The sequence below is a fragment of the Streptomyces sp. A 4/2 genome (assembly GCF_940670765.1).
GTDB lineage: Bacteria > Actinomycetota > Actinomycetes > Streptomycetales > Streptomycetaceae > Streptomyces.
Genome location: NZ_CALNVW010000002.1, coordinates 23,789 through 49,156, shown reverse-complemented (window position 1 = coordinate 49,156; position 25,368 = coordinate 23,789). Strand labels below are relative to the sequence as shown.

19 protein-coding genes are annotated in these 25,368 nt (G+C 69.9%); 12 read left to right on the top strand and 7 right to left on the bottom strand.

Features of this window, described 5'->3' with window-relative positions; all coding sequences use genetic code 11:
• Nucleotides 1–83 precede the first annotated feature (83 nt).
• Nucleotides 84–3,266, top strand: coding sequence for a helix-turn-helix transcriptional regulator (locus NBY69_RS00980; protein ID WP_250298002.1), 3,183 nt, complete (start codon nucleotides 84–86; stop codon nucleotides 3,264–3,266).
• A 4-nt stretch (nucleotides 3,267–3,270) separates the two neighbouring features.
• Here NBY69_RS00980 and NBY69_RS00975 read toward each other — a convergent pair whose 3' ends face one another.
• From NBY69_RS00975 to NBY69_RS00965, 3 genes are all read right to left on the bottom strand, one after another.
• Nucleotides 3,271–3,447, bottom strand: a complete 177-nt coding sequence (locus tag NBY69_RS00975; RefSeq protein WP_250297650.1) for a DUF6191 domain-containing protein — start codon at nucleotides 3,445–3,447, stop codon at nucleotides 3,271–3,273.
• 182 nt (nucleotides 3,448–3,629) lie between these two features.
• Nucleotides 3,630–4,826 (bottom strand): sorbosone dehydrogenase family protein, encoded by a 1,197-nt coding sequence (locus NBY69_RS00970; RefSeq protein ID WP_250297649.1) that lies wholly within the window; start codon nucleotides 4,824–4,826, stop codon nucleotides 3,630–3,632.
• Between the two features lie 88 nt (nucleotides 4,827–4,914).
• Nucleotides 4,915–5,907: an aldo/keto reductase gene (locus NBY69_RS00965; protein ID WP_250297648.1), complete on the bottom strand. Its 993-nt coding sequence runs from the start codon at nucleotides 5,905–5,907 to the stop codon at nucleotides 4,915–4,917.
• Between the two features lie 47 nt (nucleotides 5,908–5,954).
• Here NBY69_RS00965 and NBY69_RS00960 point away from each other — a divergent pair, with 47 nt between their 5' ends.
• The 6 genes from NBY69_RS00960 to serA all read left to right on the top strand — a co-directional run bounded on the left by NBY69_RS00960 (nucleotide 5,955) and on the right by serA (nucleotide 15,605).
• The gene (locus NBY69_RS00960) at nucleotides 5,955–6,893 is read left to right on the top strand and encodes a 2-hydroxyacid dehydrogenase (RefSeq protein ID WP_250297647.1); all 939 of its coding nucleotides are present in this window, start codon (nucleotides 5,955–5,957) and stop codon (nucleotides 6,891–6,893) included.
• Nucleotides 6,894–7,186: 293 nt separating this feature from the next.
• Nucleotides 7,187–10,030 (top strand): bifunctional diguanylate cyclase/phosphodiesterase, encoded by a 2,844-nt coding sequence (locus tag NBY69_RS00955; RefSeq protein WP_250297646.1) that lies wholly within the window; start codon nucleotides 7,187–7,189, stop codon nucleotides 10,028–10,030.
• A gap of 215 nt (nucleotides 10,031–10,245) precedes the next feature.
• Nucleotides 10,246–12,132: an acetolactate synthase large subunit gene (locus NBY69_RS00950; RefSeq protein ID WP_250297645.1), complete on the top strand. Its 1,887-nt coding sequence runs from the start codon at nucleotides 10,246–10,248 to the stop codon at nucleotides 12,130–12,132.
• 23 nt (nucleotides 12,133–12,155) lie between these two features.
• Complete coding sequence (gene ilvN / locus NBY69_RS00945; protein ID WP_250297644.1) at nucleotides 12,156–12,683, top strand: acetolactate synthase small subunit; 528 nt, start codon at nucleotides 12,156–12,158, stop codon at nucleotides 12,681–12,683.
• Between the two features lie 101 nt (nucleotides 12,684–12,784).
• Nucleotides 12,785–13,786, top strand: a complete 1,002-nt coding sequence (gene ilvC, locus NBY69_RS00940; RefSeq protein ID WP_250297643.1) for a ketol-acid reductoisomerase — start codon at nucleotides 12,785–12,787, stop codon at nucleotides 13,784–13,786.
• Between the two features lie 226 nt (nucleotides 13,787–14,012).
• Nucleotides 14,013–15,605, top strand: a complete 1,593-nt coding sequence (serA, locus tag NBY69_RS00935) for a phosphoglycerate dehydrogenase (protein WP_250297642.1) — start codon at nucleotides 14,013–14,015, stop codon at nucleotides 15,603–15,605.
• 106 nt (nucleotides 15,606–15,711) lie between these two features.
• On the opposite strand, the gene NBY69_RS00930 is transcribed toward serA, so the two are convergent.
• Entirely contained in the window at nucleotides 15,712–16,869 is a 1,158-nt protein-coding gene (locus NBY69_RS00930; protein ID WP_250297641.1) for a CdaR family transcriptional regulator, read from the bottom strand.
• 185 nt (nucleotides 16,870–17,054) lie between these two features.
• Between NBY69_RS00930 and NBY69_RS00925 the strand changes: the two genes are divergently transcribed.
• From NBY69_RS00925 to NBY69_RS00910, 4 genes are all read left to right on the top strand, one after another.
• Nucleotides 17,055–17,981, top strand: coding sequence for a proline dehydrogenase family protein (locus NBY69_RS00925; protein ID WP_250297640.1), 927 nt, complete (start codon nucleotides 17,055–17,057; stop codon nucleotides 17,979–17,981).
• Between the two features lie 47 nt (nucleotides 17,982–18,028).
• The gene (pruA, locus tag NBY69_RS00920) at nucleotides 18,029–19,669 is read left to right on the top strand and encodes an L-glutamate gamma-semialdehyde dehydrogenase (protein WP_250297639.1); all 1,641 of its coding nucleotides are present in this window, start codon (nucleotides 18,029–18,031) and stop codon (nucleotides 19,667–19,669) included.
• A gap of 143 nt (nucleotides 19,670–19,812) precedes the next feature.
• A complete protein-coding gene (locus NBY69_RS00915) occupies nucleotides 19,813–20,493 on the top strand; it encodes a DUF4291 domain-containing protein (RefSeq protein ID WP_250297638.1) in 681 nt (226 codons plus the stop codon).
• A gap of 227 nt (nucleotides 20,494–20,720) precedes the next feature.
• Nucleotides 20,721–21,953, top strand: a complete 1,233-nt coding sequence (locus NBY69_RS00910) for a hypothetical protein (protein WP_250297637.1) — start codon at nucleotides 20,721–20,723, stop codon at nucleotides 21,951–21,953.
• Nucleotides 21,954–22,060: 107 nt separating this feature from the next.
• On the opposite strand, the gene NBY69_RS00905 is transcribed toward NBY69_RS00910, so the two are convergent.
• Both NBY69_RS00905 and NBY69_RS00900 read right to left on the bottom strand, forming a co-directional pair.
• On the bottom strand, nucleotides 22,061–22,816 hold the full coding sequence (locus tag NBY69_RS00905; protein ID WP_250297636.1) for a hypothetical protein: 756 nt from the start codon (nucleotides 22,814–22,816) through the stop codon (nucleotides 22,061–22,063).
• On the bottom strand, nucleotides 22,813–23,160 hold the full coding sequence (locus tag NBY69_RS00900) for a PadR family transcriptional regulator (RefSeq protein ID WP_250297635.1): 348 nt from the start codon (nucleotides 23,158–23,160) through the stop codon (nucleotides 22,813–22,815). The genes NBY69_RS00905 and NBY69_RS00900 overlap by 4 nt, the downstream gene beginning before the upstream one ends.
• A 295-nt stretch (nucleotides 23,161–23,455) precedes the next feature.
• Between NBY69_RS00900 and NBY69_RS37300 the strand changes: the two genes are divergently transcribed.
• Nucleotides 23,456–23,590, top strand: a complete 135-nt coding sequence (locus NBY69_RS37300; RefSeq protein ID WP_266640596.1) for a hypothetical protein — start codon at nucleotides 23,456–23,458, stop codon at nucleotides 23,588–23,590.
• A gap of 78 nt (nucleotides 23,591–23,668) precedes the next feature.
• Here the strand turns inward: NBY69_RS37300 and NBY69_RS00895 are convergent, their stop codons facing one another.
• Nucleotides 23,669–25,252 carry a metallophosphoesterase family protein gene (locus tag NBY69_RS00895; RefSeq protein WP_250297634.1) on the bottom strand — a complete coding sequence of 528 codons (1,584 nt, stop codon included), beginning with the start codon at nucleotides 25,250–25,252 and terminating at the stop codon, nucleotides 23,669–23,671.
• Between the last annotated feature and the right edge of the window lie 116 nt (nucleotides 25,253–25,368).

The following is a 25,368-nucleotide window of genomic DNA, read 5'->3' as shown; positions in this document are numbered from 1 at the left end:
AGGGCATGGCGGTCACGGCGGGCGTGGTCGTCGCGGCGGGCGGCGGCCGGAGAACGGGGGCCGTCCGGTCGGGCCGCTGTGCGATGCTCGGCGATGTGGAATTCAAGTCAGTCAGCCCCGTATTCGTGGGTCGCGCCGACGAGTTGGCCGCCCTCGACGGCGCGCTTGCCCACGCGGCCGGCGGAGAGCCGCAAGCGCTGCTCATCGGCGGCGAGGCCGGGGTCGGCAAGACCCGGCTCGTCGAGGAGTTCCTGGACGGCGCCTGCCGCGCGAAGGCCGTCGTCGCGGTCGGCGGCTGTGTCGAGATCGGCGCCGACGGCCTGCCGTACGCCCCCTTCTCCACCGCGCTGCGGGCGCTGCGCCGCCACCTCCCCCAGGAGATGGACGACGCGATCGAGGGCCAGGAGGGCGAACTGGCCAGGCTGCTGCCCGAATTGGGCGACACCAGCGGCCAGACGCACCACGAGGACGCCACGGCCCGGCTCTTCGAGCTGACGGCCCGGCTGCTCGAACGCATCGCTGCGGACCGCACCGTCGTGCTGGTGCTGGAGGACCTGCACTGGGCGGACGCCTCGACGCGCCATCTGCTCGCCTATCTCTTCCGCACCCTGAGCAGGGGCAGGATCGTTGTCGTCGCCACCTACCGCGCCGACGACATCCACCGCCGCCACCCCCTGAGACCGCTGCTGGCGGAGCTGGACCGGTTGCGTACGGTCCGGCGGATCGAGCTGTCCCGCTTCACCCGCGTCGAAGTGGTCCGTCAGCTGACCGGCATCCTCGCAGCCGAACCCGAACCGTCCCTGGCGCAGGAGATCTTCGAGCGCTCCGACGGCAACGCCTTCTTCGTGGAGGAACTTGCCGTGTGCAGCGGCAGCGGCTCGGTCTCCGGCATCAGCGAGTCGCTGCGCGATCTGCTGCTGGTCAGGGTGGAGGAACTGCCCGAGCAGGCCCAGCGGGTCGCCCGCTTCGTGGCCGAGGGTGGCTCGACCGTCGAATACCCGCTGCTCGCGGCGGTGACCCGGCTGCCCGAGGACGACCTGATCGAGGCGCTTCGGGCCGCCGTCGGCGCCAACATCCTGATCGCGGTGCCGGACGGCGACGGCTACCGCTTCCGCCACTCGCTGGTGCGCGAGGCCGTCAGCGACGATCTGCTGCCCGGCGAACGCTCCCGCATCAACCGCCGCTGCGCCGAGGCACTGGAGGCCGACCCCACGCTCGTACGGGCCGACGCGCGCACCACGCGTCTTGCGGGCTACTGGTACTACGCCCACGACGCGGCGAAGGCCCTGCCCGCCGTACTCCTGGCCTCCGCCGAGGCGCGGCGCCGACACGCCTACGCCGAGCAACTGCGGCTGCTGGAACGGGCGATGGGGCTCTGGGACAGCGCGCCCGCCCAAGTACGAGATGGGCTGCGGCCGATCGAAACCGCCGACGCCTACCCGGCCTACGGCTACGGAACCGGCGCCTCCGCGCTGCGCTATCTCGACCTGCTCGCCGAGGCGGCGGTCGCCGCACGTTTCTGCGGCGAGCGCGAACGCGCCCTGAAGATCATCAGGAAGGCCCTGCGGCTCATGGGGGAGGGCGAGAACGGCCCTGCCGCGCTCATCGGGAACGGCGAGAACGGCCCTGCCACGCTGGTCGGGCAGGGAGACCCCCTCCGCGCCGCCTGGTTCTGGACCGAGTGCTCGAAGCTGGTGCAGGGCCTGGCACGCGGCAACGGCTGGGAAGAGATCGCCACCGCCCAGGAACTGGTGCGCGGACTGCCCCCGTCCGCGGTCCACGCCCAAGTGCTCGCCACCGCCGCAGGCTGGGCCATGCTCCACGAGCCGGGCCCGGACAGTCTGGCCGCCGCGGAGCGGGCGGTGGACTACGCCCGGCTCGTCGGCGCGGAGGAAATCGAACTGAACGCCCGGCTCACGCTCGGCGGTCTGCTGGTCGACTCAGGCGACATCGAGACCGGCCTCACCACGATGTACGCCGCGGTGAACCGCTCCGCCGAACTCGGCCTGATAGGCGAACTCTGCCGCGCCCACACCAATCTGACATCGAACCTGGAATCCATCGGCTGCTCCGGCAAGGCGGTGGCCGTGGCCGAGGCCGGGGTGGAACTGGCAGGCAGGTACGGCCTGCACGACCAGGAGGCCTGGATCCGCAGCAATATGACCGACTCGCTCCTCTCGCTGGGGCGTTGGGACGAGGCATCGGCCTGCGCCCACCGCACCCTGCTGGCCGCGCGGAGCGCCAACCCTCGCGGCAACGCCTGTATCCAATTGGCGGAACTCGCCCTGCGACGCGGCGAACGGGGCACGCCTGCCGGATATCTGGAGTCCGCGAACGGGCACTTCGGCACACACGACCCGATGCCTCAGCACTCGATACCGCTGGCCCGGCTCACCGTCGCGATCGCAGCGGCACAGGGCCACATCGACGAGGTCCGGGGCGCGCTCGCGGAGGCGACGGAAGCCGGATTCCCGCCCGGGACCCAGTGCTACGGCTGGCCGCTGATGCTCGCCGCAGCCACCGCCGAGGCCAACACCCGGGGCCTACCGACGGCGGAGCCGGGGCGCCCGGACGCCCTGGCCCTGATCCGCTCGGCGGCGAAACGGCTGGCCACCCCGGTACCTCTCTGGGATGCCTACGCCCTGCACGTCACCGCCGAACTGGCGCGGGCCGAGGGCCGGGACCGGCCGGACCAGTGGGCCGAGGCAGCCTCTGCCCTGGAGCCGCTGGAGCATCCGTACGAGCTGGCGCAGGTCCGCTACCAGTGGGCCGGAGCCCTGCTCGCGCACGGTTCCGACCGGGAGCTGGCGACCGCCCTGCTCCGCCGGAGCTATGCCACGGCCGACCGGTTGGGCGCCCGGCCACTGGGGGAGGAGATCGAACTCCTGGCTCAGCGGGCCCGGGTCTCTCTCCGCGCGGACGCGGACGAGAAGGCCCCGGCACCGACGGACCCGCGCCCAGCTGTCGACGGCTTCGGCCTCACCAACCGTGAGCAGGACGTACTGCGCCTGGTCGCTGCGGGCCGTTCCAACCGCCAGATCGCCGAAGCCCTGTTCATCGCGCCGAAAACGGCGAGCGTGCACGTCTCCAACATCCTGGCGAAGCTGGGAGTCGCGGGCCGCGGCGAGGCAGCGGCACTGGCCCACCGGCTGCGTCTGTTCACAGACCTTGGCACGGACACTGCCACAGCCATCGCCACGGCGACCGGCACGGGCGCCGTGGCCGTGGGCGGTGCCGCTGCTGGTGCGCCCGGTTCCGGCGGTTGAGTGGTCACTGAGCTGGAGGCTGTTCCTCCCGCCGGATGATCACCGTGCCCGAATCCAGATCTATCGGTCCGTGCCCTGGGTCGCCGTCGTTGAGATCGACCCGGGACAGCTCCAGCCGCTTGTTCTCGTCCTCGGTGTGCTTACGTCCGGGCGAGAACAGCTGCTCGATCATGTTGAACATTCAGACCCCCACTGTGAGCCCCGGCTCCCAGCGTAACCCCGCCCAGGGGCTGCCCAGCAGGCCCTTGCCGGGGCCCAGGACGCCCGCACGGCGCCTCGTGACGCACCGCACCGGATGCCCCGAGCTGAACCCACAAGATCGACTGGACAGCCCGCGAGCCCGGGTGATCCAAACGAGAGGTCCTAGCTCACCTCCAGCTGGAGAATCCGGTCGTCGCTCGGGCCGGGCTTCCCACGTGAGTCCGTATTGCTCGTGACGAGCCACAGCCGGTTTCCCCCGGCCGACACCACCGTGCGCAGCCGTCCGTACTTGCCCTGGAGGAAGGACTGCGGTGTCGCTGAAGGTCTGTCCCCGTTCAGCGGGATACGCCACAGCCGCTCGCCGCGCAGAGCCGCCATCCATATCGACCCCTCGGCATAGGCGATGCCGCTCGGTGAGGCGACCGCAGGCTTCCACTGCTCCACCGGGTTCACGAAGCCCGGCTTCCCGCCCTTGCCTTCCTCCTCCGGCCAGCCGTAGTTCTTCCCCGGTTGGATCAGATTCAACTCGTCCCAGGTGTGGTCCCCGAATTCGCTGGCCCACAGACGGTCGTCCTTGTCCCAGGCCAGCCCCTCCACATTGCGATGCCCATAGGTGTAGACGACGGAGTCGGGCCAGGGATCACCGTGCACCGGCTGCCCGTCGGGTGTCATCCGAAGGATCTTCCCGCCCAGCGACTTCTTGTCCTGGGCCAGGTCGCGGTCGCCGGTCTCGCCCGTGCCCGCGTAGAGCATCTTGTCCGGGCCGAAGGCGATCCGCCCGCCGTTGTGGACGGTCCCCTTGGGGATGCCCTTGAAGACCGTGTCGGGTGCTCCCAGCTGCTCACCCGGGGGCTGCTTCTCGTCGTACAGCATGCGCGCTATGCGGTTGTCGGAGGCGGTGGTGAAGTACGCGTAGACCAGATGGTCCGTGGCGTACGACGGGGAGAGCGCTATCCCCAGCAGGCCCCCCTCGCCGGCCGGGGCGACCCCCGCCACCTTCCCGACCAGGGTCTTCTTGCCGCTCTTCGCGTCGACCCTGGTGATCGTGGCCTCGTCACGTGAGGAAACCAGCAGATCTCCCTCAGGGAGCACGGCGAGACCCCATGGCGACCGGAGGCCCGTGGCGAGGGTCGATACCACCTTCACCGAGCCTTTCGCCGGGGGTACAGAGGCCGACGGGGAGACCGAGGCGGAGGCGGCGGGGTGTGAACCAGGACTCCGGTCCGGTGCGGAGAGTGCCCCGCCGCCCCCGGCGGAGCACCCGGCCAGCGACAGCAGCACGGATGCCGCCAACACGGCTGTCACAGCTGGACGTTGCACGGTTCTGATCCCTTCGACGACAGCACAGCTACTGTTCATACACCGCAACCCTGCCGAAGGTTCCGCACCCGGCCCGCGCACCTGCACCGCCGCACACCAGTACCACCCGCACCCCACCGCAACGGGGTCAGTCCCAGGAACCCCGCGCGGCCGGCAGCTCCGCGATCTCCCTCAGATCTTCCGTCGTCGGCACCAGTTCCGCAGCGCGGGCATTCTCCACCGCCCATCGTTCCTGCTTGGTCCCCGCCACCGGCACCACATGGGCCCCCTGCTCCAGCACCCACGCCAGCGCCACCTGCGCGGGCGTCGCTCCGTGCCGCTCGGCGATCCGCCGGAGTCCTGCGACCACCGGCTGGTTCGCCGCCATCATCTCGGCGGTGAACCGCGGATGCCGGGCCCGCACGTCGTCCGGCTCGAAACCCATCCCGGGCGTGAGCGTCCCCGTGAGGAAACCGTTCCCCAGCGGCATCGCGGCCAGAAAACCGATTCCCCGCGCCTCGCACCACGGCAGCAGCCTGTCCAGCGCCTCCGGTGACCACACGGACAGTTCGGCCTGCACCGCGCTCACCGGAAACACCTGCTGCACCCGCTCCAGCTGGCTGACCGTCGTGTCGTACAGCCGCGCACCGGAACGCCGGGAGGCTCGCGCCCCTATCGCGCAGAACCCCAGGGCCCGCACCTTCCCCGCGGCCACCAGCCCGGCCATGGCGCCCCACGTCTCCTCCACCGGGACCTCGGGATCGGGCCGGTGGAGCTGGTACAGGTCGATCACATCGGTCTGCAGCCGCCGCAGCGAGGCGTCGCACGCCCTGCGTATGTAGCCGGGACGGCCGTTGGCCACGATGTGCTGCTCGCCCGCCAGCAACCCGCACTTGGTCGAGACGAAGACATCGGTCCTGCGCTCCTTCAGTACCCGACCCAGCAACAGCTCATTGGTGAACGGCCCGTACATGTCGGCCGTGTCGAGCAGGGACGAGCCGGCGTCGAGCGCGGCATGCACGGCACGCAGAGACCGGTCCCCGCGCTGCTGCGAGCCGGTGTACGCCCAGCTCATCGGCATGCAGCCGAGCCCGATCGCGCCCACTTCGAGCGCTGCCGCCCCGATTGTCCTGCGCTCCACCTGGCCGCATCCTCCCTCTTCGCGTCCCCCAAACTAACCTCCTGACCATGACTGCTGATGTGTGGCTCCCCATCCCGGCCGACGAGATCGACGGGCTCCCCGACGGCCCGCGCTACCTCTACTGGAACGGCGGGCCCGAGTACCCGGCGGACCCCGCGGACTGCGCGTACTACGTCGTCCCCTACATGCTGGGCATGGAGGTCGCCGTCCGCCCGCTCGCCGCGATGAGGTCCCTGCGGGTCCTGCAGACCCTGTCCGCCGGAGTCGATCACGTTCGCCCGGGAATCGGCGGCCTGCACCCGGGGGTGCGCCTCTGCAACGCCCGCGGTGTGCACGAGGCGTCGACCGCCGAGCTCGCCCTCGCGCTGATACTCGCGTCCCTGCGCGGTATCCCCGACTTCGTGCGCGGACAGCAACAGGAGGAGTGGCGCTCGGGGTTCCGCCCCGCGCTGGCGGACAAGTCCGTACTGATCGTGGGTTACGGGTCGATCGGCGCGGCCATCGAGGACCGGCTCGTCCCCTTCGAGTGTGCGCGGGTGGCGCGCGTCGCGCGCTCCTCGCGCACCACGGAGCGCGGTCAAGTGCACGCGTTCACCGATCTGTCCGGGCTGCTGCCGGACGCGGACGTCGTCGTCCTCTCCACTCCTCTCACGGAGGACACCAGGGGCATGGTGGACGCGGACTTCCTGGCGGCAATGAAGGACGGTGCGCTGCTGGTGAACGTCGCGCGCGGGGGCGTCGTCGACACCAAGGCACTCCTTGCCGAGCTGGAGTCGGGGCGACTGCATGCGGCGCTCGACGTCACCGACCCCGAGCCGCTGCCCGCCGGGCATCCGCTGTGGCATGCCCCTGGTTGCCTCATCAGCCCCCATGCAGGCGGTCCCACCTCGGCGTTCATGCCCCGCGCCAAGCGGCTGCTGGCTTCCCAGCTCACCCGGTTCGTCGCCGGGGAGCAGCTGGACAATGTGGTGCTGACGACCGAATAAGACCGTTCTGTGGATGTTCGGATGTGCCGGGTGCCCATAACTCCTTTGCTCGTCACGGAGAGTAGAGAAGCTATGTCCCTGAGTGACGGTACTGGTGTATCGTCCGGATGGGGGCCGCGCAGGGACGCGGTGCGGGCGAGCGCACAGATCTTGAGGGGGCGACGGACGATGCACGGCCAGTGGACTGACCAACCGACGCGGCGGATCCACCGACGACGTCCCCGACGGACGAGGGCGCGCGGCTCGGACCCTCGCTCGGCGATGCGGCGGACGGCGACATCCGGGAAGGACCGGTGAGCACGTCGGGGGCGCTCCTCGCCCGGCAGCCGGTCTCCGGCGGCCCCGCGGGTCTGCTCTCCCAGCTCCTTCTCGCGGTGGTGTGCGGAGGCTATGCGATCGGCTCGGCGTTCGACTGGGGATCGGATGAACTGGCGCTCGTCATGGGTGACTTCGGCCTCAGCTTCGCGGCGGCGCTCGCCGCGGTCTCCTGTTTCTTCTATTCACGCACCCGGGAAAGCCGGTTCCGTCCCGCCTGGCTGCTGTTCTCACTCTCCTCCGCCATGGCGGCCTGCGGAAACGCTGTCTGGGGGTGGTACGAGGTCATCCTGCGGACTCCGGTTCCCACCCCCTCGCTCGCCGACCTCTTCTTCCTCTGCTTCGCGCCACCCGCCATCGTCGGACTGCTGGTCCTCGCGAAGCGGCCGGTCACCCGGGCGGGCTGGGTCTGTCTGGCGCTGGACGCCTGGCTCATCGGCGGTTCGCTGCTGACGCTCTCCTGGAGCCTCGCACTCGCGCACGCCGCACGCCTGGAAGGCGGCCGGGAGAGCGTGGCGCACGCCGCGCTCTCCCTCGCCTATCCGCTCCTCGACATCGTTCTGGTGTCCATGGTGCTGGTCCTGCACTTCCGCAGGTCGAACGCCAACCGTTCGGCGATCAACACCGCCATTGCCGGGCTGGCGCTGACCGTGCTGTCCGATGCCCTGTTCACCTCGCCGCTGTTGCGGGCGAGCTACCGCTCGGGGCAGTTGCTGGACGCCGGATGGTTCGCAGGCTCGCTGCTCCTGGCGTACGCGCCCTGGGGTGCCCGGCTGGGGGCGAGCGGGTTCACCGGCACCGACCCGGTGCCCGAACCGCGCGGAATCCGGCACCCCAGCCGTCCCATCGCCGGTTCGCTGGCCGCACTCACCCCGTACCTGGCCGCAGCCGTCTGCACGCTCGGCATCCTCAACAACGTGATCGACGGCCACCGGGTGGACCGGGTGGTCGTCTTCACCGGCTGCACGGTCGTCCTCGCGCTGGTGGTCCGACAGGGCATCATGCTCGTCGACAACATCGCACTCACCCATGAACTGGCCCAGAAGGAGAACCACTTCCGGTCCCTCGTGCAGGGGTCGAGCGATGTCATCATGATCGCCGCGCCGACCGGCATACTCCGCTACGTCAGCCCGGCAGCCTCGGGTGTCTACGGCCGGGACGCCGAGGAACTCATCGGCTCCGAGCTCGCCTCGCTCATTCACGCCGACGACCTGGGGCGCGTGGTCCACGAGGTGCGCCGCTTTCTGGCCGCCTCGCCCGCCTCCGAGCCCACCACCCGTATCGAGTGCCGCTTCAGATCAGGGACCGGGGACTGGCTCAATGTGGAGTCCACCGTCAACCGGCACCAGGGCGGGCTGATCTTCAACAGCCGGGACGTGACCGAACGGGTCCGCCTCCAGGCCCAGTTGCAGCACAACGCCGAGCACGACCCGCTCACCGACCTGCCCAACCGGGCCCTGTTCACGGACCGGGTCCGCGAGGCGCTCGGCGGGCGCAGGGCGACCGACCACGGCACGGCGGTGCTCTTCATCGACCTCGACGGCTTCAAGGCGGTGAACGACACCATCGGCCACCAGGCGGGCGACGAACTGCTCGTCCAGGCGGCCCGCCGCCTCCAGGAGTCGGTCAGGTCGGCGGACACGGCGGCCCGTCTCGGCGGCGACGAGTTCGCCGCGCTCATCGTCGGCAACGGCAGCCAGGACCAGCCCGCCCGGGAGTGCCAGGTCCATGAGATCGCCGACCGGCTGCGCCTGCGGCTCTCCCAGCCGTACCGGATCGACGGCAGCGAAGTGCGGGTCGCGGCCTCCATCGGCGTGGCCTTCGCCGAATCCGGTGTCACCCCGACCGACCTGATGCGCAACGCCGATCTCGCCATGTACCGGGCGAAGGCGGGCGGTAAGAACCGCGTCGAGCTGTACGCCCCGCAGATGCAGGCCGAAGTCGTCCGCCGGTCCGAGCTGTCCACCCGGCTGCGCACCGCGCTCCACGACGGTGAATTCGCCCTGCTGCACCAGCCCGTGGTGAATCTCACCACCGGCCGGATCGCCGCGGTCGCCGCCCAGGCGCGCTGGCGTTCCACCCAGGGGATCCTCTTCACCCCGGCCGAGTTCCTCCAGGTCCAGGGGGCGGGCGACCTGGAAGAGGGGGCACGCACCGGCGAGCTGGGCCGCTGGCTGCTCGAAGAAGCCGTCGAGCAGGCAGCCGACCGGGGAGGCGCCGGGCACCAGGTGCCGGTCGCCGTGCGGCTCTCGGCCCGCAGGCTGCTCGACAGGTCCATGCCGCTCGCGTCCATCGAGGCACTCCTCAGCCGGCACGCGCTGCCCTCGGGCGCCCTGGTCATCGAGATCACCGACAGCGACCCGCGCATCGCCTTCGAGGAGCTGGAGCGCCGTCTGATGGTGCTGCGCAGGCTCGGCGTACGGATCGCGCTGGACGGCTTCGGGCGCGGATACGCCGCGATAAACGCCCTGCGCCGACTGCCCGTCGACGTACTCAAACTGGACCGCGGTCTCGTCGAGGGAGTGGTGGAATCCGCGCGGCTGCACAAAATCACCAGCGGACTGCTGCGGATCGCCTGCGACCTCGGCATGCAGTCCGTCGCCGACGGCGTGGACCTACCCGAACAGGTGATCGCTCTTCGCTCGATGGGGTGTACGCACGGGCAGGGTATGGCCTTCTCCGGACCACTGGACGAGTACCGCCTGCGCCGCTCCCTGGCCCGCGCGCGCTTCCCCCTGCCCGGCGGCGCGGCCCGGCCCGTCCTGCTCGGCACCCCCTCGTTCGCCAGCTCAAATAATGAGACGCCCGTCCCACCCACTTGACAGTCACCGGGCGCCAGGAGGAGGGTCAAGGCCATGACCACCCGAATTCTCGTACTTGGAAAGCGCGTCGGCTGAAGCAGAGCTCCTCACCAGCTCCGCACAACGCACCGACGCGCTCCCCTCGCTTGCCTCACGGCACGGGGGGTTTTTTGTTGCACCAGCACCACCCGAACACCGCGAAAATCCCCGCAAAAACCCTCAGCTTCGAGAAGAGAATGCCGATGACCGAGCAGGCCACCGGGGCCCACCACCCGCAGCCGCGAGCCCGTAACGGCGGACCGTCGTCCGTCACCGTCGAGCACGTCACGGGCGCGCAGTCCCTCATCCGTTCTCTTGAGGAAGTCGGCGCCGACACGGTATTCGGCATTCCCGGCGGTGCGATCCTTCCGGCGTACGACCCGATGATGGACTCCACCCGGGTGCGGCACATCCTGGTCCGTCACGAGCAGGGCGCGGGCCACGCGGCCACCGGTTACGCCCAGGCCACCGGCAAGGTCGGGGTCTGCATGGCCACCTCGGGTCCGGGCGCCACCAACCTGGTCACCCCGATCGCCGACGCGCACATGGACTCGGTGCCGCTGGTCGCGATCACCGGCCAGGTCGCCGCCGCCTCGATCGGTACGGACGCCTTCCAGGAGGCGGACATCTGCGGCATCACGATGCCGATCACCAAGCACAACTGGCTGGTCACCGACGCCGCCGACATCCCGCGGGTCATCGCCGAGGCGTTCCACGTCGCCTCGACCGGCCGTCCGGGCCCGGTGCTCGTCGACATCGCCAAGGACGCGCTCCAGGCGGACACGACCTTCTCCTGGCCGCCGCAGCAGGAGCTGCCCGGCTACCGCCCGGTGACCAAGCCGCACGCCAAGCAGATCCGTGAGGCGGCCCGGCTGATCACCCAGGCCAAGCGCCCGGTCCTGTACGTCGGCGGCGGGGTCATCAAGGCCCACGCCACCGCCGAACTCAAGGTGCTGGCCGAGCTGACCGGAGCGCCGGTCACCACGACGCTGATGGCGCTCGGCGCGTTCCCCGACAGCCACCCGCAGCACGTGGGAATGCCCGGCATGCACGGTTCGGTCACCGCCGTCACCGCGCTGCAGAAGTCGGACCTGCTGATCGCCCTCGGTACCCGCTTCGACGACCGCGTCACCGGCAAGCTGGACAGCTTCGCCCCGGACGCGAAGGTCATCCACGCCGATGTCGACCCCGCTGAGATCGGCAAGAACCGACAGGTGGACGTGCCGATCGTCGGGGACGCCCGGGAGGTCATCGCCGATCTGGTCCAGGCCGTCCAGGCCGAGCACACCGAGGGCACCATCGGCACCGCCGCCCAGAAGCGGTACGCGGACTGGTGGACGGACCTCAACCGCTGGCGCGACGCCTACCCGCTCGGTTACGACCTGCCGCAGGACGGCAGCCTGTCCCCGCAGCAGGTCATCGAGCGCATCGGGCTGGCCGCCGACGCCGACACGATCTTCGCGGCGGGTGTCGGACAGCACCAGATGTGGGCCTCGCACTTCATCCAGTACGAGCGGCCCGCCACCTGGCTGAACTCCGGCGGCGCCGGAACGATGGGCTACGCGGTCCCGGCCGCGATGGGCGCCAAGGCCGGTATGCCGGACCGGATGGTCTGGGCGATCGACGGCGACGGCTGCTTCCAGATGACCAATCAGGAACTGACCACCTGCGCGCTCAACAACATCCCGATCAAGGTCGCGATCATCAACAACGGCGCCCTCGGGATGGTCCGCCAGTGGCAGACCCTCTTCTACAACCAGCGCTACTCCAACACCGTGCTGCACTCCGGCCCCGGCGCCGACGGCATCGCGGTGGACGGCAAGGCCAGCGGTGGCACCCGTATCCCGGACTTCGTGAAGCTGTCCGAGGCGATGGGCTGTGTCGCGCTGCGCTGTGAGCGCCCGGAGGACCTGGACAAGGTCATCGCGGAGGCGAACGCGATCAACGACCGCCCGGTCGTCGTCGACTTCATCGTTCACGAGGACGCGATGGTGTGGCCGATGGTCGCCGCAGGAACCTCCAACGACGAAGTCATGGCCCTCCGCGGCATCCGCCCCGACTTCGGCGACAGCGAAGAGAACTGAGAGAGCAGAGAGAGACCGACGACATGTCCACCAAGCACACGCTCTCCGTCCTGGTCGAGAACACGCCGGGCATCCTCGCCCGGATCGCCGCCCTGTTCTCCCGCCGCGGCTTCAACATCGACTCGCTCGCCGTGGGCGTCACCGAACACCCCGACATCTCCCGCATCACGATTGTGGTGAGTGTCGACGACCTGCCGCTCGAGCAGGTGACGAAGCAGCTCAACAAGCTGGTCAACGTCCTGAAGATCGTCGAACTCGAGCCCGGCGCTGCGATCCAGCGCGAGCTCGTCCTGGTGAAGGTCCGCGCCGACAACGAGACCCGCTCCCAGATCGTCGAGATCGTCGAGCTGTTCCGCGCCAAGACCGTGGACGTCTCCCCGGAAGCCGTGACCATCGAGGCCACCGGGGGCACCGACAAGCTGGACGCGATGCTCAAGATGCTGGAGCAGTACGGCATCAAGGAGCTCGTCCAGTCCGGTTCGATCGCCATAGGGCGAGGCGCGCGCTCCATCACGGACCGCAGCCTGCGGGCGCTCGACCGCAGCGCCTGAGAACCGGTCAAGGGCTGCTCGCATTGCGAGACCCGGAAACTTTCCTCCACCCGCCCGCCGTACGGTGGGCTGTAACACCTGCAGACCAAGGAGATATCCCAGTGGCCGAGCTTTTCTACGACGACGATGCCGACCTGTCGATCATCCAGGGCCGCAAGGTCGCAGTGATCGGTTACGGCAGCCAGGGCCACGCCCACGCGCTGTCGCTGCGTGACTCGGGCGTCGACGTCCGAGTCGGTCTGCACGAGGGCTCCAAGTCCAAGGCCAAGGCCGAGGAGCAGGGCCTGCGTGTGGTGACCCCCGCCGAGGCGTCCGCCGAGGCCGACGTCATCATGATCCTCGTCCCGGACCCGATCCAGGCCCAGGTCTACGAGGAGTCCATCAAGGACAACCTCAAGGACGGCGACGCGCTGTTCTTCGGCCACGGCCTGAACATCCGCTTCGACTTCATCAAGCCGCCGGCCGGCGTCGACGTCTGCATGGTCGCCCCGAAGGGCCCGGGTCACCTGGTCCGCCGTCAGTACGAGGAGGGCCGCGGCGTTCCGTGCATCGTGGCCGTCGAGCAGGACGCCACCGGCAAGGGCCTGCAGCTGGCGCTCTCGTACGCCAAGGGCATCGGCGGCACCCGCGCCGGCGTCATCAAGACGACCTTCACCGAGGAGACCGAGACCGACCTCTTCGGCGAGCAGGCCGTTCTGTGCGGCGGCACCGCCGCGCTGGTCAAGGCGGGCTTCGAGACCCTGACCGAGGCCGGTTACCAGCCGGAGATCGCGTACTTCGAGTGCCTGCACGAGCTGAAGCTCATCGTGGACCTCATGTACGAGGGCGGCCTGGAGAAGATGCGCTGGTCGATCTCCGAGACCGCCGAGTGGGGCGACTACGTCAGCGGCCCCCGCATCATCACCGACCAGACCAAGGTCGAGATGAAGAAGATCCTGGGCGAGATCCAGGACGGTACGTTCGCCAAGAACTGGATGGACGAGTACCACGGCGGCCTGAAGAAGTACAACGAGTACAAGAAGGCCGACGAGAACCACCTGCTGGAGACCACGGGCAAGGAGCTCCGCAAGCTCATGAGCTGGGTCGACAACGGCGACGCGTAAGCAGTACGGATCAGGGGGCTTCTCCGGACGGAGGAGCCCCCTTGTCCACCTCGTCCAACCACGTACGGGTGATCCCGCCGCATCGGCGGAATATCCACCCCGCAACGCCACTACACTGCTCAGAACATACGCGTCAGGCCCACAGCGTCGTGCGTCTTCCACGCGCCCAGCCCCTCCGCCTGCGGCCGTCGGGACGGCCCTCCGCAACGGACTTGTGAGGACTCACGTGAGCTCGAAACCTGTCGTACTCATCGCTGAAGAGCTGTCGCCCGCCACGGTGGACGCGCTGGGCCCGGACTTCGAGGTCCGGCACTGCAACGGCGCGGACCGCGCCGAACTGCTGCCCGCCATCGCCGATGTGGACGCGATCCTGGTGCGCTCCGCCACCAAGGTCGACGCCGAGGCCGTCGCCGCCGCGAAGAAGCTGAAGATCGTGGCCCGCGCCGGAGTCGGCCTGGACAACGTCGACGTCTCCGCCGCCACCAAGGCCGGCGTCATGGTCGTGAACGCCCCGACCTCCAACATCGTCACCGCCGCCGAGCTGGCCTGCGGTCTGCTGGTCGCCACCGCGCGCAACATCCCGCAGGCCAACAGCGCGCTCAAGAACGGCGAGTGGAAGCGCTCGAAGTACACCGGTGTCGAGCTGAGCGAGAAGACCCTCGGCGTCGTCGGTCTCGGCCGGATCGGCGTGCTGGTCGCCCAGCGCATGTCGGCCTTCGGTATGAAGATCGTCGCGTACGACCCCTACGTGCAGCCCGCGCGCGCAGCCCAGATGGGCGTCAAGCTCCTCACGCTCGACGAACTGCTCGAAGTCGCCGACTTCATCACCGTCCACCTCCCCAAGACCCCCGAGACGATCGGCCTGATCGGCGACGAGGCGCTGCACAAGGTGCAGCCGCACGTGCGGATCGTCAATGCCGCCCGCGGCGGGATCGTCGACGAGGAGGCGCTCGCCTCCGCCCTCAAGGAGGGCCGCGTCGCCGGTGCCGGTCTGGACGTGTACACGAAGGAGCCCTGCACGGACTCCCCGCTCTTCCAGTTCGACCAGGTCGTCTGCACCCCGCACCTCGGCGCGTCCACGGACGAGGCCCAGGAGAAGGCGGGTGTCGCGGTCGCCAAGTCCGTACGCCTGGCGCTCGCCGGTGAGTTGGTCCCGGACGCGGTCAACGTCCAGGGCGGCGTGATCGCCGAGGACGTCCGTCCGGGGCTGCCGCTCGCCGAGAAGCTCGGCCGGATCTTCACCGCGCTGGCGGGCGAGGTCGCCGCCCGGCTCGACGTCGAGGTGTACGGCGAGATCACCCAGCACGACGTCAAGGTCCTCGAACTCTCCGCGCTGAAGGGCGTGTTCGAGGACGTCGTCGACGAGACCGTGAGCTACGTCAACGCCCCGCTGTTCGCGCAGGAGCGCGGCGTCGAGGTCCGTCTGACGACCAGTTCGGAGTCCCCGGACCACCGCAACGTCGTCACCGTCCGCGGCACGCTCGCGGGCGGCGAGGAGGTCTCGGTCTCCGGCACGCTGGCCGGCCCCAAGAACCTCCAGAAGATCGTCGCGGTCGGCGAGTACGACGTGGACGTGGCGCTCTCCGACCACATGGTCGTCCTGCGCTACACCGACCGCCCCGGCGTGGTCGGCGCGGTCGGCAAGATCCTCGGCGAGGCCGGGCTGAACATCGCGGGCATGCAGGTCTCGCGGGCCGCCGTGGGTGGCGAGGCGCTGGTCGTGCTCACCGTCGACGACACCGTGCCGCCGGCCGTGCTCGCCGAGATCTCCGACGAGATCGGCGCCGTCTCGGCCCGTTCGGTGGACCTGACCGACTGATCCCCGTACCTCACCGGCGCACCCGGCCCGTAGACATGTGGAGCACAGATGTCTGCGCGCCGGGTGCGCTGCTGTCCGGGGCGGGGTCGGAGACCGGCGCGGTCTCTTACAGTCGAGCCCTCTTCAGCGCCATGTGCAGCAGCAGCCGGTCCTCGCCCTCGTCCAGGTCGAGGCCGGTCAGCTGCTCGATGCGGGAGAGGCGGTAGTAGAGCGTCTGACGGTGGATGCCCAGTGCCGCCGCCGTACGCCCGGCCTGGCCCGCGCGGTCGAGGAACACCTCGGCGGTGTGGGCCAGTTCGGTGTGGGCGGGCGACAGCAGATCGCCCACCACGGGGTCCGGGGCCGTCTCCTGGGGGAGCGCCGTCAGCATGCGGTACGGGCCGATCGACGCCCATGCGGCGACCGCGCCGAACCGGCTCTCGGCCGCGGCGGCGCGGGATGCCGCCGAGGACTCCTGCCAGGACGCGGTCAGCTCGCCCAGACCCCGGCGGGCCGGTGCGATCCCCGCCGTGGCCCCGGCGCCCGCCGACTCCCTGAGGTGGGCCGCGGCGGTCAGCGCCGGGTCGAGCGCGTCCGGCGTGCGCAGCCGGATCAGCGCGGCCAGGCGGTACGTGGTGGCGTCCCCGGCCGCCGGGCCGCCGTCGGCCGGCATGGTGCACAGCGCCGCGGTGGCCGGTACCGGGCGTACCGGTGTGTCCTCGTCCGGCCACGGCGTCACGCACACCATGGCGTGCAGCCCGTCGGCGCTCGGGCCCAGCGCCGTACGCAGGGAGGCGACCGCCATGTCCCGCGGCCAGCCCCGTTCGGCGGTGAGGACCGCGCGGAATTCGCGGGACAGACCGGCGCCCGCCTGTGCCTCGTCGAAGAGCAGGTCACCGATGCGCGCGGTCACCTCCATCGCCGCGGCCAGCTGCTGTTCCGTGGGGCCCGGGTCGGTGTCCAGGAGCCAGACGTAGCCGTAGACCGTGCCACGGTGGCGTACCGGCAGGCAGATCCTTCCCCGGTACACGCCGGCGTCGGGGGCCGCGGGGATCCGGACCGGGCCGGTCGCGTGGGTGATCCCGAAGCCCTCGAACCAGGCACGGACCGCGGGTGTCGAGCGCCGGGTCAGGATCGACCGGGTGCGGACCGGGTCCATGGCGCTGTCGTCCTCGCTGTCGTGCGCGCCGAAGGCGATCAGCCCGAAATCCCGGTTCTCCAGCGTCGCGGGGGCGCCGAGCAGCGCCGAGATCTCGTCGGCCAGGTCCTGGTAATCAGCCTTCACCCTGGCATTCTCGCACCCCTTCAGACATATGTCTGAGATCCGGGGTACGGATGCGTGACAGCTGTCGATGGCAGAAAATCGGAGTGATCCCTAGATTTCACGGTGGTTCTCCGTACCGCTCTGTACCGCTCTGTATCGGTCTGCGCAGGTACGGCCTTCGTTCGTACTTTCCGTGGAGGTGCCCCGTGCTGGGTCCCGTGATTCTCGCCGCGTCCCGCAGCGACAAGATGCGCCGTTTCATTTCGGCCGCACCTGGCACCAAGCAGGTCGTCGGCCGGTTCATCGCCGGTGAGACGGTCGACCAGGTCGTCCCGATCATCGAGGACGCCGCCGACAAGGGCCTTGAGGTCACCATGGACGTGGTGGGCGAGGACATCACCACGCCCGAGCAGGCCGCCGCGGCCCGTGACGCCTACCTGGAACTGATCGGCCGCCTCAAGGACCTCGGTCTGGGCACCAAGGCCGAGATGTCCGTCAAGCTCTCCATGTTCGGCCAGGCGCTGGAAGGCGGGCACGAGCTGGCGCTCGCCAACGTCCGCCCGGTCGTCGAGGCCGCCGCCGAGATCGGCACCACGGTCACCCTCGACGCCGAGGACCACACCACCCTCGACTCGATGTTCGCCATCCACGAGGAGCTGCGGAAGGACTTCCCGCAGACCGGATGCGTGATCCAGGCGTACCTGTTCCGCACCGAGGACGACGCCCGCCGCCTGGCCGCCGCAGGCAGCCGCGTCCGCATCGTGAAGGGCGCCTACAAGGAGCCCGCCTCCGTCGCGTACCAGGCCAAGCCCGAGATCGACAAGGCCTACGTCCGCATCCTGAAGACCCTGATGGAGGGCGACGGCTACCCGATGATCGGGTCCCACGACCCGCGTCTGATAGCCGTCGCGCAGGAGCTGGCACGCAAGGCCGGGCGCAAGCTGGACGAGTACGAGTTCCAGATGCTGTACGGCATCCGCAGCGAGGAGCACATCCGGCTCGCGGCCGAGGGCCACCGGATGCGCGTCTACACCGCGTACGGCACCGACTGGTACGGCTACTTCATGCGCCGTCTCGCGGAGAAGCCGGCCAACCTGCTGTTCTTCGGCCGCTCCATCCTCACCAAGGGCTGACCCGCCCGGCTGACCACCCACCCCTGACACAAGGAGACAAGGCACTCATGGACGCTGTGACCCAGGTCCCCGCGCCGGTCAACGAGCCGGTCCACTCCTACGCCCCCGGTACCCCGGAGCGGGCGCGTCTCGAAGCCAAGCTCAAGGAGCTGGCCGAGAACCCCATCGAGCTCACGATGACCATCAACGGTGTGAAGCGGATGGGTGGCGGCGAGCCGTTCACCGTCGTGCAGCCGCACAACCACCGGTCGGTCATCGGTACCGGCGCGCACGCCACGCAGGCCGACGCCCAGGAGGCGATCGACGCCGCGCTGGCCGCCGCCCCGGCCTGGCGTGCGATGTCCTTCGACGACCGTGCCGCGATCATCCTCCGCGCCGCCGAGCTGCTGTCCGGCCCGTGGCGCGAGACGCTCGCCGCCTCGACGATGCTCGGCCAGGGCAAGACCGCCCAGCAGGCCGAGATCGACACCCCCTGCGAGCTCATCGACTTCTGGCGCTTCAACGTCAAGTACGCCCGTGACCTGCTGGCCGAGCAGCCCCCGGCCAACTCCCCGGGCGTCTGGAACCGTCTCGACCACCGCCCGCTCGAAGGCTTCGTCTACGCGATCACGCCGTTCAACTTCACGGCCATCGCGGGCAACCTCCCGACCGCCCCGGCCCTGATGGGCAACGTGGTCGTCTGGAAGCCGTCCCCGACGCAGACCCACGCGGCCGTCCTGCTGATGCAGCTCCTGGAGGAGGCCGGTCTCCCCAAGGGCGTCATCAACCTGGTGACCGGCGACGGCATCGCCGTCTCCGAGGTCGCCCTGAACCACCGCGACCTGGCGGGCATCCACTTCACCGGTTCCACCCCGACCTTCCAGTACCTCTGGAAGACGATCGGCGAGAACATCGGCAAGTACCGCACCTACCCGCGGCTGGTCGGCGAGACCGGCGGCAAGGACTTCGTCGTCGCCCACCCCAGCGCCGACCGCGCCGTGCTGAAGACCGCGCTGACCCGTGGCTCCTTCGAGTTCCAGGGCCAGAAGTGCTCGGCCTCCTCGCGTGCGTACGTCCCCGCCTCGATCTGGAACAGCGGCTTCCGCGAGGAGTTCGCCGCCGAGGTCGACTGGATCACCATGGGTGACGTCACCGACCTGTCGAACTTCATGGGCGCCGTCATCGACGACCGCGCGTTCGCGAAGAACAAGGGCGCGATCGACCGTGCGAAGGCTGACCCGAGCTGCACGATCGTCGCGGGCGGTACGTACGACGACTCCGTCGGCTACTTCGTCCGACCCACCGTCATCGAGTGCTCCGACCCGGAGAACGAGGTCTTCACGACCGAGTACTTCGGCCCGATCCTCGCCGTCCACGTCTACGACGACAGCCAGGACGGCGCGTACGACGCGATGCTGACCCAGATGGAGTCGGTCTCCGACTACGCGCTGACCGGCTCGGTCATCTCGTCGGACCGCGCCGCTACCGCGTACACGATGGACAAGCTCCGCTACGCGGCGGGCAACTTCTACATCAACGACAAGTCGACCGGCGCCGTGGTCGGCCAGCAGCCCTTCGGCGGCGGCCGTGCCTCCGGCACCAACGACAAGGCCGGTGCCCCGCAGAACCTCCAGCGCTGGACCCTGACCCGGGCCATCAAGGAGACGCTGGTCCCGCCGACCGAGTACACCTACCCGCACCAGGGCTGACACCCCCCCCGGGTCACCCCGGGCACGCCCCGCGAAGCTCCGCCCCCATCCGGTCCCCCCACCGGGCGGGGGCGGTTTCGCGTTCCCGGGGCCGTACGGAATTCAGTGGCGCGCCCGCCGTGCGCCGACGCACCCTTGCCCGCATGGCAGAACACCTCGCCCCCGAACCGTCCCACCGCATCCGCGCGCTCCACACGGAGTCGACGGTCACCGTCTACCAGGCGTACACCCCGTCCCTGGGCCTCCCCGCCGCCCGCGACGGCCGTTTCCCCGCAGCCTGGAAGCGGTCCCGGATGACCTGGATCAAGCCGTCGTTCCTGTGGATGATGTACCGCTGCGGCTGGGCGGCGAAGGAGGGCCAGGAGACGGTCCTGGCCGTCGAGATCAGCCGCGCCGGGTTCGACTGGGCGCTGCGGCACGCGTGTCTCTCCGCGTACGAGCGCGGGTTCCACGCCGACCAGGCCGCCTGGAAGAGGGAGTTGCAGCGGTCACCGGCCCGGGTGCAGTGGGACCCGGAACGAGATCTGTGGCTCCGCCCGCAGCCCCACCGCTCGTTGCAGCTCGGCCTCAGCGGGGAGGCGGCGCGGCGGTACGCGGACGAATGGACGGTCTCGATCCGGGACGTCACCCCGCTGGTGCACCGGATCCACGCGCTGGTCCGCGAGGGCGACGAAGCGGCGGCGACCGCCCTGCTGCCCCGGGAGCTCCCGTACCCGGCCGACGACGGGCTGCTCGCGAGCGTGCTGCCCGTCCGGAGGGGCAGCGGCGAGGTGGTGCGGGGCGTCACGGGCGTGCCGGAGGACATCGAGACCGTCACCGGATGAGCCGGCCGCGGTCCGCGGCTCCAGGTGTGGGACCTGTGCCGCACCGGTGATGGTCCCGTGACCTCGTGCAACCCTGTGCGTCACCCGGCGGTCAAAGCCCCCGTACCGCACATGAATTCACGTGTGGTCGAAGCCCCCCCCACGCGGGAGGTGCCCGTGCGTGCAGGCCGAGAACCCGCGCCGCAGGTACCCGCGTACACAGCAGAAACCCACCCGGGAGAACCGTTTTGCGTCACCGCATCAGCTCGTCGTCCGCCGTAGCGGCGGCCCTGCTCGCCGTCGCCCTCGCACCGGCCGCCCAGGCGCACGCCGACGGGACAGCCCCCGCCCTCGTGGTGTCCGAGCTGTCCAGCGATCCGTGGCAGCCGGGCACGGTCCGCGAGGACTCCCTCACCTTCACCAACCAGGGCGACGCGCCCGCCGACGGCCTCACGATGCGGCTGCGGATCACGCGCGGCATCGAATTCCCGGAGCACGCCGCCGGATGTACGTACTCGACCGACGCCGACCAGGTGTCGGTGGCCGTCTGCCACTTCGACCAGGTGCTCGACCCGGGCAAGTCCTTCGACGTGCCCCTCAAGTTCAAGGTGCTGTCCAAGGCGCTGCTGGAGAACGTGGAGTACGGCACCGGCTCCACCGGCGGCGACCCGGAGTCCGGTTCCACCGACATCAGTTACCGCTCGCTCGCGGTCACCGCGGACAACACCGCCGACCTCGCCGCCGTCGGCGACAACGCCAAGGGCAAGCCCGGCGACAAGGTGACGGTCACCGCGGGGCTGCGCAACGACGGCCCCGGCTGGATCGACGACAACACGAGCGACGACCAGCCGGCGGTGATGGTCGGCATACCCAAGGGCACCACGGCCGTCGAGGTCCCGAAGGACTGCCTGCCCTTCGGTATCGACGGCCCGAGCGGCCCGTCCGCACCGGGCAAGCGCACGTACGTCTGCCTGCCTTCCGACCACCTCTACGAGGTCGGCTCGCTGCACACGTACAAGTTCGTGCTCAAGATCGAGAGCGGCGCGAAGGACACGTCGAGCGAGGTGAAGGCCACGTCGGTGTACGACATCCACCCGGTCTTCGACAAGAACGCCGCCAACGACAAGGCGAAGCTCGTGATCGACGTCACGGGTACGGGATCCGGCACGGGCTCAGGCTCATCCGGCGGATCCAACGGAGGCTCATCGACGGCCGGTTCGACGTCGGGCTCCACGTCCGGTTCGACCAACGGCGGCACCCAGGCCCAGTCGACCGGCGGTACGGGCACCTCGGGCTCCACGACGTCGACCGGGGGCTCGACGACGGACGGCACCACGACGGTCGGCGACGCGACCGGCACGATGGCCTCGACCGGCGCGGGCAACACCCCCCTGGTGACCGGCATCGGTGCGGCCGCGGTCGCACTCGGCGGCGGCCTGGTCTTCGCACTGCGCCGCAGGAACGCGGCGAGGACCCGCTAGCCACTCGGAAGAGCTGTGGCCCGAACGCCCTGGTTTGCTCCATCTGATCTGCGAAATCTGATCTGCGAAGGGGCGAACCAGGGCGATCGGCAGGTGCGGGTACCGGCTCAGTCCTCGACCTGTCCGACGGCGTCCCGTTTGACGCCGTACCAGGCAGTGCCCCCGCCCACCACCCCCGCGAGCAGCGCTGCGATCAGGATGGGCGTGACGCTTGCCCCGTGCTGCACGGCGAGGGACACCACCGTGCCGCTCACCACGGCGGAGAGCAGGGCGAGCAAGAGCTTTCCGCGTTGCGCGCGATTCCGCAGGAAGATCTTCTGGTGCGGGACTTCCGGCAGTTCGGCGAGGTCGGCCGCCGGGCCCGCGCTCGCCGCCTTCGGCCGTTTGAAGTACATGAGGTACAGGCAGTGGCCGCACAACTCCCAACCGTCGGGGGCCAGTTCGGCCGCCTTCGCCGTACGGTCCGCTGCGTTGACCACTTCGCGCCGGTACTCCCAGCGCATCGCGGTGGCCGGGTCGCGGCGGGCGACGAACCGGCCCAGGCGGTCGATGCGTTCGATCTCCCAGCCCTGGTCGCCGAAGTGGTTGAGCTGCCGGCGGTCGGCGTAGATGTCGGCGATCCACTTCCAGGTCCGGGGCTCGGTCCCTTGCCCGGCGGCGGGACCGTCCTCGGCCGCCGTGAGCCGCTCCGCGAACACGTCCACCGGGCCGAACTCCTCCTGCGCACTCGTCCCGGTCTCGGCGAGGTAGCCCGAGAGGTCATCGACGGTGGCCGACACCTCCTCCCGGGGCCTCCCGTGTGAGCGCAGCGCCGCGGTGAGTTCCGCGAAGTACTCGATATCGGTGTCCGAGCGATCCGTCATGGCATGTCCCCTGTTCCCCCTGGTTCCAGCATCGTCCGTACGTGCGTGTGGAACTCCAGCCAGGCCGCGCTCTGTTCGCCGAGTGCCTTCCTGCCCCCGCTGGTCAGCCGGTAGTAGCGGCGCCCCGGCCCGCGCTCGGCGGCGCGGAAATCCCCGACCACGAGTCCGGCTTCTTCGAGCCGGTTCAGCACGGGGTAGAGCGTCCCGCCCTTGATCTCGCCGACCCCGGCGGCGGCCAGCGCCTTGGCGATCTCGTATCCGTAGCTCTCGCCTCCGGTGAGGCAGGTGAGCACGAGGAGGTCAAGGACGCCCTTGAGCCAGCTGGATCTGCGGTCTGCGGCCATGGTTGTATTGCAGCACCACCTAGTTAGGAATGCAACCTAGGTGGCGTCGCGAGCCAGGTAGGGGTGTCCGCGAGTCAGGCGGAGATGTGATCGCGTCTCAGATAGTAGGAAGTCCGAGTAATTGTGGAGACAGAGCGGCCCTGCTCCCTTAGCTTGGTAGGAGCCGAACGTCTCGCTCGACCCAGCGAGTGGCGGTCGTGAGCCGCGCCCCGATGCAGGTAACCCCTGCGGCGCCCCGCTCCCCGCCCCTTCCGGCGCATCGATATCCCCCTTGCTCTTCAAGGAGTCGATCACCATGGCCGAGACCGTCCGCCGCGTCCGTCACACCACCCGCGCCGCACGTTCGGGTGAGTCCGACCGCAGGAACGCGGCAGCAGCCCTCCAGCGCGCACTCGACCGCCGTGACAACGGCGGCTCCACCGGTCACTGACCGCCGGTACTCGCACCCGTGGGCGCCGACCGCCCCGCACCGTACGGCGCAGGGCGGTCGTCGAGCGGGATCACGGGGTCAGTGGCCGCGCTGGATCTCGAAGTGGTCGATGCGCTCGCCCGATTCGGCGAGTGCGCTGACCTTGAGCTTCGCCTGTCGGCCGGTCGTCACCTCCACCGCGAGGAACGAGTAGCCGGTGTACCGCACCCGGGACCACTCGACGGTCTCGGTGGCCTTGGCGCCGCCCTTGACCCAGTGGTACGTGGGCACGCTCTCCTGCTCGTCGAGGTGTCCCTCGTAACTGTCGGGCGCCGGGAAGTCGTACAGCGACTTGCCCGCGCCGCCCGCCGTCACGTACACGATGCCGTCCCGCGTCGGGTCGGTCCGCTCGCCGATGGGGACCTTCCTGGCGACCTTGTTCCGCAGGATCGCGTCGGTGCGCTCGTACACGTGATTGTGGCCGTTGATGACCAGGTCCACCTGGTGCTTCTCGAAGAGCGGTACCCACTCCTCGCGCACTCCGCCCTCCGAGGCGTGCGAGTTCGTCGTGGAGAACGCGCAGTGGTGGAAGAAGATCACGACGAAGTCGACGTCGTGGTTCTTCCGCAGTTCGCCGAGGCGCTTGTCGAGCCAGCGGGTCTGCTTGCCGCCGCTGATGCCGTAGTTGGCGGGGATCTCGTACGAGACGTCGTTGGCGTCCAGCGCGACGACGCCCACATTGCCGTGCACGAACGAGTACACGCCGGGCTGGTTCACCGGGTCCGGGCCGTTGTCGGGCAGGGTCCAGCGCGCGTTCTGGCCGCCGTAGCCGTCGGGCGAGTACCAGGCTTCCATGTCGTGGTTGCCGGTGGTCACCATCCACGGCACGGTCTTCGCGACGGTCTCCGTCTGGGCCAGGAACTGGTCCCAGGTGCGCGCGTCGTACGTGTCGGTCTCCTGGCCGGAGCCCGACGGGTCGGCGTAGCAGATGTCACCCGCGTGCAGGTGGAACGACGGGTTCTGGCCCAGGATCAGCTGGTCGTTGCCGAGCGCGTGGTAGCTCACGCCCTGGTCGCCGAAGGCCGTGAAGGTGAACGACTCGGCCCGCGCGGGAGCGGTGGTGAAGGTGCCGAGCGTGCCCAGGTGGCGGCGGTCGGCCGGGTCGAAGCCGTCGTGCCCGACGCCGTAGTAGTACGTCGTCCCCGGCCGCAGCCGGTCCAGTCCGGCGTGGACGTAGAACTGCTCGGCGGCGGCGATCTTGCCGCCGTTCAGGCGGGGCGTGGTCAGGTGCCGCACCTCGGCGCTGATCTTCCGGCTCAGGTCCCAGGGGGCGGTGCCGATCCGGATGTACGGCCGCTTCACCGCGAAGGGGACCTGCCAGGAGACGCGCATCTGCGTCCTGGGGTCCGCTCCGTAGGCGAGGTGGCGGCCGAACGGTGCGACCAGCGAACCGTCGACGGCGGGCGTGGAGTGAGCGGGCGTGGAAGGGACGGGCCGGTGTGCGGGGGCCGCGTACGCGGCCGGGGCGCCCGCCGCGACGCCCGCCCCGGCGACGGCGGCGGTGGCGGCCGTCGTACGGAGAACTCCGCGGCGGGTGAGCTTGGTGCGCAGGTACTCGTGCTGCTCGGCCATGCTCATCCGGCCGGCGAGCTTCTCGGGGATACCGAAGCGAGGTGTGTCCATGGCGCACAAGGTGCCTGGCCCGTCTGGCGTGCTCTTCCCCTCCGGATGAACGACAGGCGTACAGCAGACGGGCTGTCCGGATAGTGGACGCTTATGTCATTACCTGGGACGCGCAG